Origin of the sequence: Novipirellula aureliae, assembly GCF_007860185.1 — a bacterium.
Classification (GTDB): domain Bacteria; phylum Planctomycetota; class Planctomycetia; order Pirellulales; family Pirellulaceae; genus Novipirellula_A; species Novipirellula_A aureliae.
Genome location: NZ_SJPY01000007.1, coordinates 83,365 through 99,815, shown reverse-complemented (window position 1 = coordinate 99,815; position 16,451 = coordinate 83,365). Strand labels below are relative to the sequence as shown.

General features: G+C 52.2%; 16 protein-coding genes. 11 read left to right on the top strand and 5 right to left on the bottom strand.

From position 1 onward, the window contains the following. Window positions 1–2 precede the first annotated feature (2 nt). Window positions 3–425 carry a hypothetical protein gene (locus Q31b_RS20490; RefSeq protein WP_146601535.1) on the top strand — a complete coding sequence of 141 codons (423 nt, stop codon included), beginning with the start codon at window positions 3–5 and terminating at the stop codon, window positions 423–425. Between the two features lie 96 nt (window positions 426–521). Further along, window positions 522–1,208, top strand: coding sequence for a transposase (locus Q31b_RS20485; protein WP_146601534.1), 687 nt, complete (start codon window positions 522–524; stop codon window positions 1,206–1,208). 650 nt (window positions 1,209–1,858) lie between these two features. Here the strand turns inward: Q31b_RS20485 and Q31b_RS20480 are convergent. Beyond that, complete coding sequence (locus Q31b_RS20480; RefSeq protein WP_146601533.1) at window positions 1,859–2,938, bottom strand: hypothetical protein; 1,080 nt, start codon at window positions 2,936–2,938, stop codon at window positions 1,859–1,861. Between the two features lie 233 nt (window positions 2,939–3,171). On the opposite strand from Q31b_RS20480, the gene Q31b_RS20475 reads away from it, so the two are divergent. The 8 genes from Q31b_RS20475 (at window position 3,172) to Q31b_RS20440 (ending at window position 13,137) form a co-directional block, all read left to right on the top strand. Next, window positions 3,172–4,617 carry a hypothetical protein gene (locus Q31b_RS20475; RefSeq protein ID WP_146601532.1) on the top strand — a complete coding sequence of 482 codons (1,446 nt, stop codon included), beginning with the start codon at window positions 3,172–3,174 and terminating at the stop codon, window positions 4,615–4,617. Between the two features lie 109 nt (window positions 4,618–4,726). Then, the gene (locus Q31b_RS20470; protein ID WP_146601531.1) at window positions 4,727–5,476 is read left to right on the top strand and encodes a hypothetical protein; all 750 of its coding nucleotides are present in this window, start codon (window positions 4,727–4,729) and stop codon (window positions 5,474–5,476) included. A gap of 14 nt (window positions 5,477–5,490) precedes the next feature. After that, on the top strand, window positions 5,491–6,828 hold the full coding sequence (locus Q31b_RS20465) for a DUF11 domain-containing protein (RefSeq protein WP_197171945.1): 1,338 nt from the start codon (window positions 5,491–5,493) through the stop codon (window positions 6,826–6,828). Between the two features lie 92 nt (window positions 6,829–6,920). Beyond that, window positions 6,921–8,147: a cofactor-independent phosphoglycerate mutase gene (locus Q31b_RS20460; RefSeq protein WP_146601529.1), complete on the top strand. Its 1,227-nt coding sequence runs from the start codon at window positions 6,921–6,923 to the stop codon at window positions 8,145–8,147. A gap of 42 nt (window positions 8,148–8,189) precedes the next feature. Continuing rightward, window positions 8,190–9,977, top strand: a complete 1,788-nt coding sequence (locus tag Q31b_RS20455; protein ID WP_146601528.1) for an aspartate kinase — start codon at window positions 8,190–8,192, stop codon at window positions 9,975–9,977. A 581-nt stretch (window positions 9,978–10,558) separates the two neighbouring features. Beyond that, on the top strand, window positions 10,559–10,804 hold the full coding sequence (locus Q31b_RS20450) for a hypothetical protein (RefSeq protein WP_146601527.1): 246 nt from the start codon (window positions 10,559–10,561) through the stop codon (window positions 10,802–10,804). Then, window positions 10,788–11,726 carry an Rpn family recombination-promoting nuclease/putative transposase gene (locus Q31b_RS20445; RefSeq protein WP_146601526.1) on the top strand — a complete coding sequence of 313 codons (939 nt, stop codon included), beginning with the start codon at window positions 10,788–10,790 and terminating at the stop codon, window positions 11,724–11,726. The genes Q31b_RS20450 and Q31b_RS20445 overlap by 17 nt, the downstream gene beginning before the upstream one ends. A gap of 811 nt (window positions 11,727–12,537) precedes the next feature. Beyond that, window positions 12,538–13,137: a hypothetical protein gene (locus Q31b_RS20440; RefSeq protein ID WP_146601525.1), complete on the top strand. Its 600-nt coding sequence runs from the start codon at window positions 12,538–12,540 to the stop codon at window positions 13,135–13,137. Between the two features lie 288 nt (window positions 13,138–13,425). On the opposite strand, the gene Q31b_RS20435 is transcribed toward Q31b_RS20440, so the two are convergent. From Q31b_RS20435 to Q31b_RS28515, 3 genes are all read right to left on the bottom strand, one after another. Continuing rightward, window positions 13,426–14,556 carry an integrase core domain-containing protein gene (locus Q31b_RS20435; protein ID WP_146601524.1) on the bottom strand — a complete coding sequence of 377 codons (1,131 nt, stop codon included), beginning with the start codon at window positions 14,554–14,556 and terminating at the stop codon, window positions 13,426–13,428. Window positions 14,557–14,576: 20 nt separating this feature from the next. Beyond that, complete coding sequence (locus Q31b_RS29130) at window positions 14,577–14,909, bottom strand: hypothetical protein (protein ID WP_146601523.1); 333 nt, start codon at window positions 14,907–14,909, stop codon at window positions 14,577–14,579. 218 nt (window positions 14,910–15,127) lie between these two features. After that, window positions 15,128–15,265 carry a hypothetical protein gene (locus Q31b_RS28515; RefSeq protein WP_197171941.1) on the bottom strand — a complete coding sequence of 46 codons (138 nt, stop codon included), beginning with the start codon at window positions 15,263–15,265 and terminating at the stop codon, window positions 15,128–15,130. A gap of 98 nt (window positions 15,266–15,363) precedes the next feature. Between Q31b_RS28515 and Q31b_RS29710 the strand changes: the two genes are divergently transcribed. Next, entirely contained in the window at window positions 15,364–15,615 is a 252-nt protein-coding gene (locus Q31b_RS29710; RefSeq protein WP_146601522.1) for a helix-turn-helix domain-containing protein, read from the top strand. Window positions 15,616–15,628: 13 nt separating this feature from the next. On the opposite strand, the gene Q31b_RS20420 is transcribed toward Q31b_RS29710, so the two are convergent. Then, complete coding sequence (locus Q31b_RS20420) at window positions 15,629–16,129, bottom strand: hypothetical protein (protein WP_146601521.1); 501 nt, start codon at window positions 16,127–16,129, stop codon at window positions 15,629–15,631. Window positions 16,130–16,451: the final 322 nt, after the last annotated feature.

Sequence of the window (16,451 nt, the reverse complement as noted above, 5' to 3'; positions counted from 1 at the left end):
AGATGTTTCTTCAGCGATATTTAGACGTGCTTGCCGCGATTTTGCTTTTCTTGTTACTGGGAACAACTTATCGAGACATAGCTGACGGGCAGGATGATTCGCTGCTGGTTATGGCATCTCGGTTTATCGTCTTTCCCTCACTCGCCTACGGTCTGGTTCGCCGCAATGTATGGGTTGTCCGACTCGTCTACATTTTTTCAATCTTCACGATCAGTGTTTTCTTCGCCGGCAAACTGGTGCTCGGCTTTTCGATGAGCACCACGCAAGCGGCACGTACGATTGCATACCTCATGCCGTTCGCTTGCACCGTATTCATATCACGCGACAAGCTACTCCCCAAACGGCGTCCCTTCGTTGCCGTCGGCAAATCTTCAAACCCAGAAAACCCATACGTGCCTCCGTCGGGTGACTCGCGGAAAAGGTGACGGACTCGCGGAAAAGGTGACGGGGGGGAATTTGTTGGGCAGAGACGCTGATAACATGTTTCTTGTCAATTTAGTTTGATGAAAGGATTGTTCAAAATGCCACGTCAAAAACGGTCAGACGAAGCCGGCGTCATTTACCATGCACTCAATCGCGGCAACAATCGCCAACCGATCTTCAACAAACCAGCAGATTTCGAAGCATTTATTCGCATTCTTCACGAAGGTTTGCAGAAATACCCGGTAAAACTATTTGCATTTACTTTGATGACTAATCATTGGCATCTTGTCGTGCGTCCTAGTAAGGACGGTGCGATGGGGCGACTCTTGCGGTGGGTGTCAGCCACACATACGCTGCGCTACCATGGTCACTATAAGAAACATGGTTACGGGCATCTCTACCAATCTCGGTTCAAAAGCTTTCCAGTTCAAAGTGATGGACACTTTTATGCCGTATGTCGTTATGTCGAGCGGAATCCTTTGCGTGCGTCAATGGTTGCCTCCGCGGAGGATTGGCAGTTCGGCTCGCTATACCGCTGGAGGCAGTCGAGCGAACCGGAACCCTCCATTCTTTCACCTTGGCCTATTCCTCGACTTGCGAATTGGATTGATCGCGTGAATGCACCGCTGACAGGGATTGAACTTGATGTTATGCGAACGTGTGTAAATCGTGGCCGACCATTTGGAGATGAGGTATGGGTAGATGAAGTGGCCGAAAAACATGGTCTGTGGTACACGATGCGCCCCGTTGGCCGTCCACGAAAGAATGACATACCGAGGAAATAGGCTGTGCTTGGCAAAAAATCCTCCGGCAAAAAAATCCCCCCGTCACCTTTTCCCTTTCGTCACCTTTTCCCTTTCCAAACGAGGTAAGCCCGCATGGCGTGGACTGAAGAAAAACGGAGTGAGTTTCACAGTGGGGGGGTTTTTCTGCTTCCGTCCGGCTTGTCCGGGCGGAGCAACAGGTGGCAGCTACCATGAACGCAAAATTCCACGCTCGCCCCACCCCCACGAATCGCCCCGAGGCGATTCGTGGGGGTGGGGCGAATTTCTTTCGGGCATGCGGTTTGTAGCCGCCACTTGTTTGCTCCGCCGAGACAAGCTCGACGAAAGGATGTTTCACGCCCCAAAATTGCTTAAGCCCACGCCATTCGAGGTAAGCTCGGCTGACGAGCAACGTACTTAGGATAACTGGGTCAGGGCGGGAAGCATGTCTCGCTTGGTCTCGATAAAGCGGCTTGTTTTGCCGAGGTTTACTTTTGAACGTCCGATTGCCGATGCACCGAAGGCATTCCCTTTTTGCCCTGCGGTGCCTGAAAAACCTACTCTTCGGTACTTGGGATTGATGAATCAACCCATCGATTCTTCGGTGGAGCCCTTTTTTTTGCCTTTTCAAAATCGGTTCGAAGGCAACAACGCTCCTGTACCTCGTTTGACTAAAACAACCGTGAACCGGTGTCGGCGACTTCGACACCAAATTGTTTTAAATAGCGGCTGGTTTCGTTCGTGAAATTGACTTCGGCGTCGCGATTCTCAAAGCGAAACCGCTCGATCGGAGGTGGCGAGATCTCTCGTATCGCATACAGCTCGATCAGTGAAATCATTCGCTCGGTCATCTCAGGCGGTTGATCGGTTTTGGGTTCCGCGGGGTCAGCCATCGGTTGACTCCAGTATTCAAATCGTACCGGCAAGAATTTTCCAAATCCTGTTTCCTTACTACCCGTTTTAGAAATGGCAACACGAATTTTTGCTGGATAAAGAACGGGCCACTGCGTGCGTCCGCTGGTACGCATTAGTTCCTCGGTTTGCTCTTTGCTCATGGTTGCGGTGATCACCCAGACCGATTGTTCGTTCATCGTTGCACTATCGACATGCAATTGGCGGTTTTGTTCGAGGGATTCTAGCATTTCGATCCATCCACCGACGCGCAGCCGTAGCGCCAGTTCGTTTTCGCTGTCAGGCGAGTTCGACCACTCGTCAAGCCGACTTACGTCGACACGTCGCAAGCTGACTTCGCCAGCAATTTGGGTTCGTGTCCAGGCCAATCGCCCATCACTAATTTGCTCGAGTGTGTGTTTGTCATCACCATCGTGCATCGTCATTTGGAGGTGAAATTGCCCGGTCTTGTTCCCGGATTGCTCGTAGGTACCCACGCCGACGACCTCTCGACCCGTCGTCCATACACGCTCACGGACTTTTGATTCGAAGGCAGGACCAGCGGCGAGCTGAAAAACGATTCGTCGCAGTAATTTCGTCGCTGCTTGATGGGATCTCGTTGAATCTTCGGAAAAATTTTTCTGATTTTGTTTTGCACTCTGCTCCGTCGTTCCGGTGGGCGAATGCGAGCCAGGGTCGGTCGACTGGGCAAGACTAGGAACGATGGAAATGCTCAAAAACAGCGTGAAAAACGCGAAAAAAACTTTCCCAGCGGAACGCTTCCGTGTGAAACAGACTGCCGTGAAACGAGCTCGCATCATCGGAGTCGGGTGAGAAAGATTGTAGCGATCGATCTTCATAGTCGGGTTGTGCCGATTTTTCCAAAGATGTGGCGTGAATTGTGCCGATGACCCATAACGAAGAAAGGTCTGGCCGCATACCGAACGAATCGTAACGATTGTTTTGGCAGCGCGTCCACCCAGATCGATCATAGTTACTGAAACAATTTAAGAAGGTGTCGCCGCAGCTTGGCTTTCGCGTTTCGCGGGGGACAGACCACACGGTACATCACACCCAAGGAACGGGGGGAAAGATGAAACGGATCGTCACTCATTTGTCGCTATTGGCGGCCACGGCGGTGCTCGCCTCCGGGTGCGTGCCGGTTCGCCACAACTTGCCACCGGATCAGCGTTTGCTGGAACCCGGTCCAGGTGTCGGCGGTCCGGGACCAGGCGTTTTAGGACCACAACAAATGGCACCCGGCATGGGGGCCATGCCAAACATGGGCGGGGGAATGCCTATGATGGGAGCCGGTGGATTCGATAGGGGCAGTGGTCCCATGCCCGAGGGCGCGATCGGTGCTGCAGGACCCGACGTGATGCGGAGTGCTCCGCTCGGCCCCATGCCAATGGCGGCAAACGGTAACAGCAGCGACATCCAGCTAGCAAGCTGCGGTCCCGAATGTAGCGGATGCAATTCCGGTTCATGCGGCGACGGTGGTCTGCTCGGCATCGGCGGTGGCCAGTATTCGAACATTCCCGCCGGTGGCGGCGTTGCTTCGATGATGCCGATGATGCCAAGCGTCCCTTCAACGGTCCAAGTCACTCTGGGATCGCCTGATGGAATGCACGTTCGCTATGATGCGACCGGTGCAGGCATGTTCGACAGCGAACCGCTTGTCGTTCCGGCTCGCCAAAACTTCCCGCAAGGTGGTTTGTATCGCTTGAAGCTGACCAATATCCCGTCGCGTGAAGGCGTCGAACTGTACCCAACGGTAGAATTGGCGTATGCAAGTCCTCGAACCGGAGCCTACCTGGCCCACAATTCGGTTCCGCTTCAATTCACACCTGAAGATTTCGACCAAGTTTTGACTGGCAACTTTGTCACCAAAGTCATTTACCTTCCCGATCCCGATTTCCAAGGGCCTGCTTTGGCCGGTATCGACACGCTCGTTAGCACGCGTCTCGATCCAGGTATCGACCCTATCGTGGAAGCCGATCGACGTGGATCGATTCTTGCGATCATCCGCTTAGGGGACAAGGATATCGAAATGACCGGAGCCGGTGGAATTGGCGGAAACATGGGGTCGATGGGCGGCATGATGGGGGCCCCGATCGCTGGTTTGCCCGCACCGTTTGCCGCAGCAATGACCGAAGGTTGTGGTTGCCCCGATGGCAGCGGAGGCGGACAATATGCTTCGCAGCCCATGGGACTTCCTGGCATGGTCGCTGGTATGAACGCTCCTCAATACGGAATGCCGATCTCCGGCACGCCGATTGGGTTGGCGGGACCACCACACATTCCACTCGGACACCCTGCGGGTCTCAAAAAGCACGTCATTCGTAACCACACCCCGATGCACATTCCACAACCTGTGGACAAAGTCAAGATCGGCGTACGTATGCAACCTGGATACAGTTATCCGAATCCGGTTAGCCGCATCAACATCACCGAACAGAACATCAACCCTGGTGTTCCTTACGGACGCGGTATCTACCAGCACGCTTCTCAGCAGGTCGATTCGAATAGCCAACCGTAAACGTGCCAAAACGATAGATAGCGAAACGCGACGGTTGCTAATAACAAACGTCGCGTTTCTTTTGCAAATTGCTCAATTTTTGTTGACTTTTCAACCAGCGAATGCTTCCATGACACGTCGTTCAAGATCTCCGCTGCGGATTCTTGTAACCGCCATCGCTGGCGTGTTGCTGGCTATCCCTAGCTTCGCGATTTCCACCGTATCCAACGCGGCTGAACCGAGCAGCTTCTTGAGCTCGAGCGGACAGCACCGCGTCTTGACCGACGCCATGCCACCCGGCATTGTCGGACAATCACGACTATTGGGGCCGGGCGCGGTTCAGGGATACTTTCAACCCGTTGCCTTTTCTGGACCTAAGGGCGTCGGATTTTCGATGCCCGAAAGTGTCAACCTGTTTGGTCAACCTGACCCGTCATTGCAAGCAGGCTTGATGGTGGGTGGTGTTTATCGTTTCCGCATTACGGGGATCCCAGGTGCCGAGGGTGCGGAGTTGTATCCAACGATTGAATTGATCGATCGTATCTATCCACCACCCGGACTTGCGACTTCCTTTCCGATTCCAGTCAATTTGGATCAAGACGATTTCGAAGCGGCACTCGATGGGCAGCTCGTTACGCGTGTGATCTATTTGGAAGACCCCGATACTGCCGCGCCAATTGCCGAAACACCGACGACCTCACGAACCATTGATCTGGCCGAATACCAAGATGCACTGGAGGTTGGCGATCGATTTGGACGTCCGGTTGCGATCGTGCGAATCGGGTCGGTTGCCCCACCAACCGCTGACGCATTGATGCCTCAGTTCTTCTTCGGCTACCCCCTTTGGGCTCCAATCTACCATCCCGTAGCGGTGCAATGATGACGATCACTCAAATGAAGATTACTCTAGCCGCTTGTTTTTTGCTCGTGATGGCTACTGGCTGTCAAATGCCTATGCAAAAGACGCAGCCGGTGGCTAGCAATTATCGTGAGCCGACGGCGCTGGCCGCGGGTTCCGAGAATACCGATCAGCAGACAATGGCACCCGAGGCTAGCGCCTACGGCTCAGGAAGCGAAGCTGTTTCATCAAGCGATCCCATCGCTCAAGTCGGTTGCATCGAGCCAGTCGACGAAACGACGGTTGGCTACTCGGCGTCATGCGGTGACATCAGCAGTACCGGTGGTGATGTTGGCTGTGAATCCGAAACGTTTTCGGTTGGTGATGGCTGTGGTCCCCCTTGTGAGGCATGCAGCCAAACCGCTTGCCCAACCACTCCGCACGGCTATGCCGCCCCCCTTCCAGTCAACCCTAACGTTTATGGGATCGACCCCAACGAATTTATTTGCAACGGGGGCGACCAAGCTCCCCAAGTTTTTTTGAAACGCAATGAGCGTTTGGCGGGATTAAATCTGCAAGACACCGTCGTCCATTACACGACCGAAGCAGGCGATATTGACATTCAAGAAAGCAATCCAACTTGTCTTTATGCACCACGATTCGCTTCGGTTCGAAAAATCACAGGCGCACGATCGGGAGGCCGCACCATCGGTTTGGCCGGAGTCGATCGGCCCGTCGGCCCGAATCGGGTTCAGTACGAGCAACCGAATTTGACCGTCAGTGACACAACCGAATTGGCTCGTGCGGAAGTGGCTCACCGCGTCGACGCCATGCGGGATCGTAACCGTGGTGTCCGCGTCGAGAATGTACTCCAGCCGGTCGTTGCCGAGGACGTTTTGGCGGTCTTGGTTGGTCTGTCGGCGCTTGAGCTTAACCAGCTCCAAGAGAACCAATTGGCGTTGCTTCAAGAAGCGGCGTCCGCAGCGGTTTCGTGGACAATCGATGAATCGGTCGAGGTGGCGATCGAAGACCTGAAAGCTCCCACTTTGACACGTGATCAACGGGTTGAAGAGCTAACGGTTTACGATTTTCCCGACGCAGGACGTTTGCAGATCGTCAAGCTGGCCGATCGAAAACATGCACAACCGGGCGAGCGGGTCACATTTGCCATTCGAGTTGAAAATATCGGCGATTCCGCGGTCCATGACGTGACGCTTACGGATAACCTGACGACCCGACTCGAATACATCGATGGAAGTCAAACCTGCAGCGGCGGAGCCATATTCGCGTCCGAGTCGAACGATGGCGATTCGTTGACGTTGCAGTGGAAGCTTACCGACGAATTGAAAGTCGGCGAAAGTGTGACGATTCGCTTTCAGTGCAGAGTCAGATAGCGGGTACCCCCCTTTCGTACTTACGAAGACTGAATCAAACTGCTCCTTTTCGAAATCGAGTACCCTGAACTTCTTCCTAAGTCTGATTCGCTATGAAATATGTCATCGTCATCCCCGACGGTTGTGCCGACGAGCCGATTGAAGCTCTTGGTGGTCGCACGCCGCTTGAAGTCGCCAATGTTCCGGCGATGGACGAATTGGCGAAAAATGGCAAATTAGGGCTCGCAAACAACACTCCAGACCACCTTCCCGCTGGCAGCGAAGTTGCGAATCTATGCTTGCTCGGATACGACCCGGACCGCTACTTTACCGGACGAGCACCCTTGGAAGCCGCTGCACAGGGTATCACGCTCGAGCCTGGTGATTGGGCCGTTCGCTGTAACCTCGTCACGATCGAAGAGCAAACGATGGTTGACTTCACCGCCGATCATGTGACGACCGAAGAAGCAACCGAGCTACTCGAATCGCTGCAAGCAGAACTCCGCAGCGAAGATCCAATCGAATCGAGATTGAACTTTGTTCCTGGGGTCAGTTATCGAAACCTTCTTATTTTTCGCGGTAGCGAATCGATTGCAGCTCCGTTTTCCAAGGACACTCGCAGCACGGCTCCACACGACCTAACCGATCTGCCAGTCAGCAACGATTTCCCGCGAGGTCCTGGCAGTGATTGGCTGGTCCGTTTGATGAACCGTTCCGCAGACGTTTTTGCTGACCATCCGGTTAACAAACGACGTGTGGCGGCCGGCAAACGACCGGTCACGAGCGTTTGGCTATGGGGACTGGGGGATGCACCAAAACTGCCCTCCTTTGAATCGCTGCATGGCGTCAGAGGCGTCATGATTACGGCGGTCGATTTACTGCGAGGCATCGCGGCGCTCGTTGGTTGGCCACGCATCGATGTCGAAGGAGCGACCGGGTATCTCGATACCGATTACGCCGCCAAGGGGCGTGCGGCGATCAAAGCGTTGCAAACTTATGATTTGGTGTGCGTCCATGTTGAAGCCCCCGACGAAGCGTCACATGAAGGACGTCACGATGCGAAGATTGAAGCGATCGAGCAAATTGACAAACAAATTGTCGACCCGCTCATCAAAGCGTTGTCCGCAAAAGGGGACTATCGTATCTTGATCACGCCCGATCATCCAACCTATTGTCGTACCAAGAAACACACGCACGCCATGGTCCCATGGTTAATCTCAGGGACGGGAATCGATCCTGATTCAGAAACTAGCTATGATGAAAAAGCGGCGGAAAACTCCGGCCTCAACTTCGCTAACGGCTGGGATTTGATCGGTCATTTTATTGAATCAGAACATTAAATTTCAAAACCACTCAACTCTTTATCCAATCCCGTCTTTCCAATGTCTTTAATCGTACAAAAATTTGGCGGCACCAGCGTAGCGGATGTCGAGAAGATTCGTGCAGCGGCCCGCAAGGCGATTCGCGCTCAGAAGCAAGGTCACCGTGTCGTGATGGTCGTCAGTGCGATGGGCAAGAATACCGACTTGTTGTTGAAGCTAGCGGGCGACATCAGCGAGAATCCGCCGGCACGCGAAATGGATATGCTGCTTAGCACTGGCGAACAGGTCAGTGTCGCGCTTGTCGCTATGGCAATCGAAGATCTTGGCTCGAAGGCGATCAGCTTGACGGGCGGTCAAATCGGGATGAAGACCGACGACAGCTTCAGCAAGGCTCGGATTCAATCGATCTCGACCGAGCGAATTGAGCGTTTGCTCGATGAAGGCAATATCGTTGTCGCGGCTGGGTTTCAAGGCATTGACGATGATTTGAACATTACCACGCTGGGTCGCGGTGGCAGCGATACCACCGCCGTCGCACTTGCATCCGTTTTGGGTGCCGATGCGTGTGAGATCTATACCGATGTCGATGGAGTCTATACGACCGACCCTCGCCTGCTTCCCGAAGCACGACGTGTGGAGGTGATTAGCTACGACGAAATGCTCGAACTCGCTAGTCTCGGCTCGGGCGTGATGCACAACCGAAGTATCGAATTCGCGAAGAAGTTCAACGTGCCCATTCATGTCCGCAGTAGTTTCTCCGATACCGAAGGGACCATGATTGTCGCGGAGACGGAATCACAAACGGCACCCGTGTGCGGGGCAGCGATGACGCCAAGCGAATCGCGAGTCACGGTCTTGGGCGTTCCCGATGTGCCGGGGAAAAGTTTGCAAATCTTCTCAGCGATCGCCGACAAGAAGATTGCTGTCGACATGGTCGTTCAAAACGTCGGTGACCAAGGAAAAGCGGATGTCTCTTTCACCGTTCGACATGATGATTTAAAGGCGACCATCAAAGCGATCGAGAATATTTTGCCGCTCATCGGTGCCCATGCGGTCACCTTCGATGACGACGTCTCGAAGGTTTCCGTTGTCGGCGTCAATATGGCCCAGCAAACCAATGTCGCGTCAACCATGTTTCGGGCTCTCGCCGATGCAAACGTCAACATCCAAATGATCACGACTAGCGAGATCAAAATCTCCACGATCGTGCCACGATCCCAGGCATCCGATGCACTCCGAGCCGTCCATGAAGTGTTTAAGCTCCACGAAAAACCTACGGATGCGAAATCGTGGAACGAAATTCGTGAAGCGCGAACCGAGAACGCAGATATCGAAACGCTGGTTAGCCGTTTGCAGGACGATGCACTCGAGGCACTAACCTTGACGGGTATTTCGCTAACGAAAAAGCAGGCGCGGGTCACTCTTCGCGGTGTTCCCGATAAACCAGGAATCGCGGCCGATGTGTTCGAAACAATCGGCAAGGCGGAGATCTTTGTCGATATGATCGTGCAAGGCTATGACGGAGTCGATGGATCGACGAGCGTCAGTTTTACCGTGAACGAATCGGATCTGGGCAAAAGTATCGAAACGGCGACTGCCATTTGTAAAAAACATGGGATGCGAGATGTCCAGCAAGGCAAAGGGATTTCGAAAATCACAGTTAGCGGCATCGGTCTTAGAAGTCATACCCATGTGGCTACCGTTTTGTTCAAGCAATTAACCGATCTAGGGATCAATGTGGAAATGATTGGAACGAGTGAATTGCAAGTCAATGCGGTGGTCCAATCAGACAAATCCGATTCCGCACTGGACAATCTGAAAATTGCCTTCCAAAATTCCTTAGCCTAGACATTTTGTCTCGTCAAAAACGGTTTCCTTTTCGGATCAGAATACAGGTGAAGGTACCCTTCGCCGGGGGCAGCGACGGTCTTACTTTTGGTCAATACGGATTCGGAAAAAGATGTCTGAATTCCTTTGTGAAGAGCCAGCGTGATCCGGTGCAGTGATCCGGTGGCACTCCCCAAACCCGTAATAGTTTAGTCCATTTTGGATTGCTATAGGTCGAAATTGGGCGACGGGGTAGAATTTTCATCATCACGGATTGGTGCTTACGTTCTCCTTCTATCCCAAACACGAATTTGCTTGCCCAGGAGGAGGATCAAATGGGACGGGGGTAGTTCCTGAAGGAAACGACTAACTGCACCGGAGCGAAGCGACATTGAAACGGTAGCCAAAGGGCTGCCGTTTTTCGTTGGTGGGCAGGATGCCCACCACAAGCTTTCGGCCGGATGCCGTGACCATGCATCTTCGAGCCGACAAGCGAGCTTGAGCGCAAGCGAATAGCGAACAAGCGTAAGCGAAGTGAGAGTTCTTCCGTGCAGCTTAGTAAACACGATTCGCCGAAGGCACGGAGGATAGGATGTCCGCCGATGATGGAAGATGCGGCAACAGGAGCTTGCACGGCGGAGGACGATACGAAGCGAGGAACGATCGGTGTCGTCCGTAGCCCGGTCGTAGCGGCGAGCATGGAGTCCGCAGCGGAGTGCCCGAGCGGAGACCGGGCGTCCGGCAGCGGAGCCGAGAAGACGGATCGTGATAGCCACCAACCCAACGAAACTCTGTTATACTCAGCTTTTTGTTTTAGCCCCACGGTGACGGATGCCTCTAAGAATTAAGCCCACCGTTGACTTTGCCTTCAAGAAAATCTTTGGATCTCCGGAGAACGACATCGCGTTGATTGGATTGCTCAATGCGATCTTGGATTTTGAGCGACCAATTGAAGCGGTGGAGATTCTGAATCCATTCAGTTATCAAGAATTTTCCGACAGCAAGCTCGTGGTTCTCGATGTGCGGTGCCGTGACTCGGCGGGCAAATGGCTTAACGTCGAAATGCAGGTTTCCGTTTATGCGGGACTGATTGAGCGACTTGTCCATTACGCTTGTAGAATGTACGTCGATCAGTTGACGGTGGGAGGCAACTATGCTCTCTCGAATCGATCGATATCGATTTGTCTGCTAAATCGTGTTCTTTTCCGCGACATTGTGCAAGCTCACCACCGTTTTCAAATGCTTGATAAGGAAAGCGGCCGAGAGCTTGACAATGCGATCGAAGTTCACACGGTCGAGATGACCAAGTATAATTTAGACGAGAAGACGATCTCAAAAGCGAGCAAACTGGAGCAATGGGCTTTCTTGCTGTCAAAGGCTCAAGATTACGAGGCTGAAGAATTAAAACAACTTCTTGCAGGCATCGAATTTAACACGGCGATCACAACGATCGAAACCATTTCCGCCAAAACGAGGGATAAGAGTATGTACGATCAAAGAGAAAAAGCCCAGCGGGACTACGAATGGGCGATCTCAGGTGCGAGAGAAGAGGGCCGCGAAGAGGGGTTAGAGCAAGGGATTGAGCAAGGGATTGAGCAAGGAATGGAGCAGGGAATGGAGCAGGGAAAGCTTGCTGGCACGATTCAGACGCTTGAATTGCTGCTGGGGGACGCGGTCAGTACTGATGAGGAGCTAACCAAGTGTGAGACAATTGCACTTACGACGCGGATAGCCCAGTTGCAGCAACGTCTACGTGACCGTCAATCGTGAAGAGATTGCCTCTACGATGATATCGTTTACACCTACGCTTTCTCCAAAACAGTCTTGCTCCAGAGACCCCATCGGGTATGAGGGTGGCAGCAATAACATTTACGAATACGTTGGTTCGCAACCGGTGAAGTGGATTGACCCTCACGGTCTTGAGTGGAATCTAGGCAGAAATCCGCCGCCTGGTTACGGTTCGCCGCACGATGATGGCGATTTGCCATCTAACCAGGATAAGTTCGATGATTGGGTTAAGGACGAGAGCTTACGCGGTGATTGGTGGATAGGGCTTCCCAAATGCCCAAGCAAAATTTGTGTTCTAACTTTGAAGACAAATAGCCGTCTTCCACGAGAGTTCTTTGCAAATCCGGACCCAACGGATTGGCACTCCCCAGGTCCAATGGGTAGCAATGAAGGTCGCTATCACCCAAATGGTGTTTATTCGATGCGATCACGATCAAGAAATGATGCATCGAACCAATGTGTATATGATGCAAATGGTTCGTTGATTTCGGGTGCGCCAACGCATGGCACTGTCGATTCAAGTGCTCCTGGATCCTTCCCTCTCGCCCATTATTTGGACGATGTTGCAGCCGTCGAACTGGCTGCGAGTCTTGATGGCTGCTGGGACGACGGAGGGTTCTTTGGTGCTGGTCATATAATTGAAGGTTGTTCCGGTGAGAACATGCAGAAATACTTTGACCTGCGACCAACGTGGGGAGAGTCGGACCCACCGGACGAAGACCCATGCGACCCTTGTAAGTTTCCGACTTTGGTACCGGGTACTTACAGTGGTCCTTCGCCTCGGAGGTAACAATTGGACACTGTCAAGCCGACCAAGCGCAGAAGAGCAATTGTGTTATGCGCGGGATTGCTGGTTTTTTGGTTTCTGACACTCGGTCTATTTGTCGAGGGTCAAGTAAAATCCACTGGTCGTCAAAGCAATGAACAGGAAGAATCCTTTCTTGCGGATGATACACCAGTCTTCTTTCATGCATTTGTTACCGGGAATGAGCGTGTTATATACGGTGTGCCGTACGTTCTGTCGTTTAGCGAGCCATTACCGCCATTTGGACTGAACGTTGTTTTAAGTTCGCTTCCCAAGAACAGTGAGCGCGATCCAGTCGCTCACATAACTCACGTTGTAGTACGATATGAAGATGGAACTACCATCGATGTCGTGAGTGACGAAACTGAAATCAAGAAGGAATTAAGTCTTCGAAAGCTGTTCGGCCGTGAAGTGTTAGGCTGTAACCTTGTGCTGCAGGACGCTCTTCCCGAAACCGGGAATATCGTTGTAATGGTCAAGGGTGTATTCGGGGGGACGAAATTTGATGAGGCGGTGACTATTAATGTAGCTGTCGTTCGGCGGGTGTATCCTGGATGGCTGAAGGTTTTGTTTTTGGATGGTCTTTGAATGTTACCGCGTCCTGTCAAAAATCTCTGAGAGCGATCAAAGGTGTCGGACACCGAAATGGCTGAATAGGTAGTTTCCCACACCGTCCGGTCAAAAAACTCCGACGACTCGGCGGAACGGTCATTCGCGATGGAATCTTGTTCAATTCGGCCGATATCTCAGAGGAGGTATTCGAGAGGATTCGCGATGGCATCGTGAAAAGCCGCGAATAACTGGCTTTGGCGCAGCGGCAAATCAATGGCTTGATCTTTGACAAACGGGTGGTAGATATTTGCGACGAATTATTCGCTATGCGACAGTTCTGCGCCGATACGACTTGAGCAGCCCACCGAGTCGCTTCGTGACTTCAAGCTCGCCTTTAGGATCAGGTGGCTTCTCAAACGGAAGGATCAACTCGTTGTCCAAACCTTGATGGGGACGTTCCTCGTGGTAGTGCGCCAAGTATTCCTTCGTTGCATGATCGAGCATTTGCTTGCCAAAGAAGATCATTCGGTTGGCCATCTCCGATTTATAGCTCAAGATAAACCGCTCTTGAAAAGCGTTCATGTTCGGTGCTCGGACCGCAGTCAGGACCGGTTTCACGCCGTTGTCTCGGAGCTTCTCTTTAAATTTTGCCGTGAACTTTGAATCGTTGTCCATGATCAATAGTGTCGAATGACCTTCGCCGCCGAGGAGACCGTCTTTTTTCGTGGTTCGCTCAACTGCTTCGAGCATCCACTTTTCATTCGGATGTTCGGTGCTACCGACAAACTGGACGCAGCGTGATTTGAGTTCAATCACAAATAACAGGTAGATCGTTTTGAGACCACTGGGTGTCCAAACATCGACGGTCGTAAAATCAGTCGCTGCTAAGCATTCCCAGTGAGCTTGCAAAAACTCGGACCAGGTCGTGCCGTGGTTTTCACGATGGGGTGATGGATCGAGTCCGTGCTCATGCAAGATGTTTGCGACCGAAGTGTCACTGACGGTGTGTCCGAGTTTCTTCAATTCCCCTTGGATCCGATCGTAGCCCCAAGAAGGATTCTGCTTGGCGATCATCACGACCAAGCCAATGATCTCTTCACTGAGCTTAGGTCGCCCAGGAGAGCCAGTGGAATACGTGTGATGGTTTGCAATCAATTCGCGATACCAGCGAAGAATGGTGTCCGGCGTAAAAAGGCTGCAGAATTCCCCGATTTTCTTACGCCCCAGCTCCTTTCCTGCTTCTGCCAGCCGAACTCGCTGCCGGTCACTCAGGATGATTCGTTTGTCTCTGCCGATGATTTCACGCAAAACATCAATTTGAATTTGCTGAAAACGGATGATCCCCCGACTCTCTTCGCTCGCCAGTCCAGCCAAGCACCAGAGAACGATCAGCCAAGGCTTTAGGACAAACGGTCTTGATCTTGCCTCACCTATTTGGTCCGTTTTTGTCATCATCTCAAACACCGCCTTCAACGTCAGCGGTTCTGACACGCCAAGGTCGCGTCGGTATTGTTCCAGCCAACCTTCCAAGATCTGGACGGTCTGAACGAAGAGGATTTTTTTCGTTGTTGGTGTAAGTGTGAAGTGTCCACGCTACCGCAGCGACCAAGTATTCTTTGTTGGGCAATCGCCGCAACGATTCGTTGACTACCGATTTGCCGCTCCTCGAGTCTTCCGACGACCAGGCAGAGGCCGCCTGGTCGGCTGCGCACGCGAAGTGTATCGTGGGTCTTTTGTTGATGCGATAGAAGTTGGATGTCGCCCAGGGCGAGCGGGTCTTGGCTAAGACCGAAGTAGGAACGAATCATAGGATGTTTGAATGGTGTCAAATGACAAATGAAGATCGCCCCTATTGCCACCTGCTCTGCGCGCAGCCTCGATAGAAAGGAGCGGGGTAAAATCAGAGCGGGGGCGGTAACAATCAGCCACGTCCGCCAAAGTGGCTGAATTATAAACCGCCATCAACTGGAAAGTTTCGCTTCCGCGAACTCCCCCTTCAATCTCCTTGCTCCATTACTTGGGTTCCCTAATTCTTTTCTGACTTCTTGTCTGATTCACTGCAAACTACCTGCTGGTGCTTGCCCGCTTCCTGTGGTGAAGACGGCTTGTCCTTGTCCTTGTCCTTGTCCTTGTCCTTGGTATGGCTCATTCCGTTCGTCATCATCTATACCTCTTCAAAAAAGGAACGAAAAACAGAATAGTCGCACTTGGACTATTCCTAGTCCGACTATACGCTTGCCGACTTTTCACGGCAAGGAACTGATGGAAAAGTCAATTACTACAACTGAGTACCGGGCGCTCGTTTCCTACCTCCGTCAAAGACGCGAGGCGTCCGGCGTTACCCAGGTGGAACTCGCCCAAAGAATCGATGAGTCTCAATCGCTAGTCAGCAAGATGGAACGCTGCGAAATCCGGATAGACGTGATTCAGCTTCGGACCATCTGCGAAGCAATGGGAACGGATTTGATTAGTTTTTTACGAGGTTTTGAACGTCAACTCTCTCGGAAGAGTTAGTTTTTGGTAAGTTTCAACTGAGTACCTCGCGACACCTGACTTGGTATTTGTTAAAGGAATCTCTGGCTCCGAAAAGCAAGATGATCAAAACGACGCCAGCGCCTAAGAACTCACTGGCATCGACCGTTTCGTTATTCCAACGAAGCAGAAGCGCGACCGGCAACGAGACACTTAGGTTTGCATGGAATTGGTAGTAGCGATAGTGGCTGTCGATCAAGGCCCTTACTGCGTCAAAAGATTCATTAAGGCGATTGAAGACCAGTTTCTCTTGACTCACGCCCAACAGATACATGAGCGGGTCGATCAGCATCCAGCGAATGGTGCTGATAAAAACTCCGAGACCAATCGACGCGAGCGTTGCAAAGAGGAACCCGGCAACCGTTGGGCTCGTTTTTACTGAGACGCTCGTCCAAGCGGATGCTGTGATGGAAGAGTAACTGGCCCCCATCAACAAAACCCACCCTGGAATTATATAAGCGATCAAAATGCCAAAGGTCCGTTCATTGATATTCATAACCTTCCGTATCTATCAGAACATTTGCTTAGATGCAACGAAAATCAGCATCCCTCAAAACAATGAACGCGAGGTGGATCGCCTTTAAATCGGCGATCAAGCAATCTATTGACTGGATCAAGAAGCAGCACAATATGCAGGAATACCGCCGACTTGTTCGATCGTTTTGTACTCCCTATTCCGACGTCCCTTTAACGGTGAAGAGATGCAGAGCGCCGTTGCTAAACGCGATTATCTTCCCCGTGACTCGCTGCCATCGGTTCGTTTTAAGTGTCTAAGACGGAAATTAATATGGTCGAATATCTCAGAATCTGCGCAGCGT

Bases quoted from the DNA above. Each gene is read 5' to 3' on its own strand.
- Q31b_RS20480 (WP_146601533.1), bottom strand. From the start codon at position 2,938: ATGAAGATCGATCGCTACAATCTTTCTCACCCGACTCCGATGATGCGA.
- Q31b_RS20465 (WP_197171945.1), top strand. From the start codon at position 5,491: ATGAAGATTACTCTAGCCGCTTGTTTTTTGCTCGTGATGGCTACTGGC.
- Q31b_RS29130 (WP_146601523.1), bottom strand. From the start codon at position 14,909: ATGATTCGTTCCTACTTCGGTCTTAGCCAAGACCCGCTCGCCCTGGGC.
- Q31b_RS20485 (WP_146601534.1), top strand. From the start codon at position 522: ATGCCACGTCAAAAACGGTCAGACGAAGCCGGCGTCATTTACCATGCA.
- Q31b_RS20460 (WP_146601529.1), top strand. From the start codon at position 6,921: ATGAAATATGTCATCGTCATCCCCGACGGTTGTGCCGACGAGCCGATT.
- Q31b_RS20490 (WP_146601535.1), top strand. From the start codon at position 3: ATGTTTCTTCAGCGATATTTAGACGTGCTTGCCGCGATTTTGCTTTTC.
- Q31b_RS20420 (WP_146601521.1), bottom strand. From the start codon at position 16,129: ATGAATATCAATGAACGGACCTTTGGCATTTTGATCGCTTATATAATT.
- Q31b_RS20435 (WP_146601524.1), bottom strand. From the start codon at position 14,556: ATGATGACAAAAACGGACCAAATAGGTGAGGCAAGATCAAGACCGTTT.
- Q31b_RS20475 (WP_146601532.1), top strand. From the start codon at position 3,172: ATGAAACGGATCGTCACTCATTTGTCGCTATTGGCGGCCACGGCGGTG.
- Q31b_RS20445 (WP_146601526.1), top strand. From the start codon at position 10,788: ATGCCTCTAAGAATTAAGCCCACCGTTGACTTTGCCTTCAAGAAAATC.
- Q31b_RS20455 (WP_146601528.1), top strand. From the start codon at position 8,190: ATGTCTTTAATCGTACAAAAATTTGGCGGCACCAGCGTAGCGGATGTC.
- Q31b_RS29710 (WP_146601522.1), top strand. From the start codon at position 15,364: ATGGAAAAGTCAATTACTACAACTGAGTACCGGGCGCTCGTTTCCTAC.
- Q31b_RS20470 (WP_146601531.1), top strand. From the start codon at position 4,727: ATGACACGTCGTTCAAGATCTCCGCTGCGGATTCTTGTAACCGCCATC.
- Q31b_RS20450 (WP_146601527.1), top strand. From the start codon at position 10,559: ATGATGGAAGATGCGGCAACAGGAGCTTGCACGGCGGAGGACGATACG.
- Q31b_RS28515 (WP_197171941.1), bottom strand. From the start codon at position 15,265: ATGATGACGAACGGAATGAGCCATACCAAGGACAAGGACAAGGACAAG.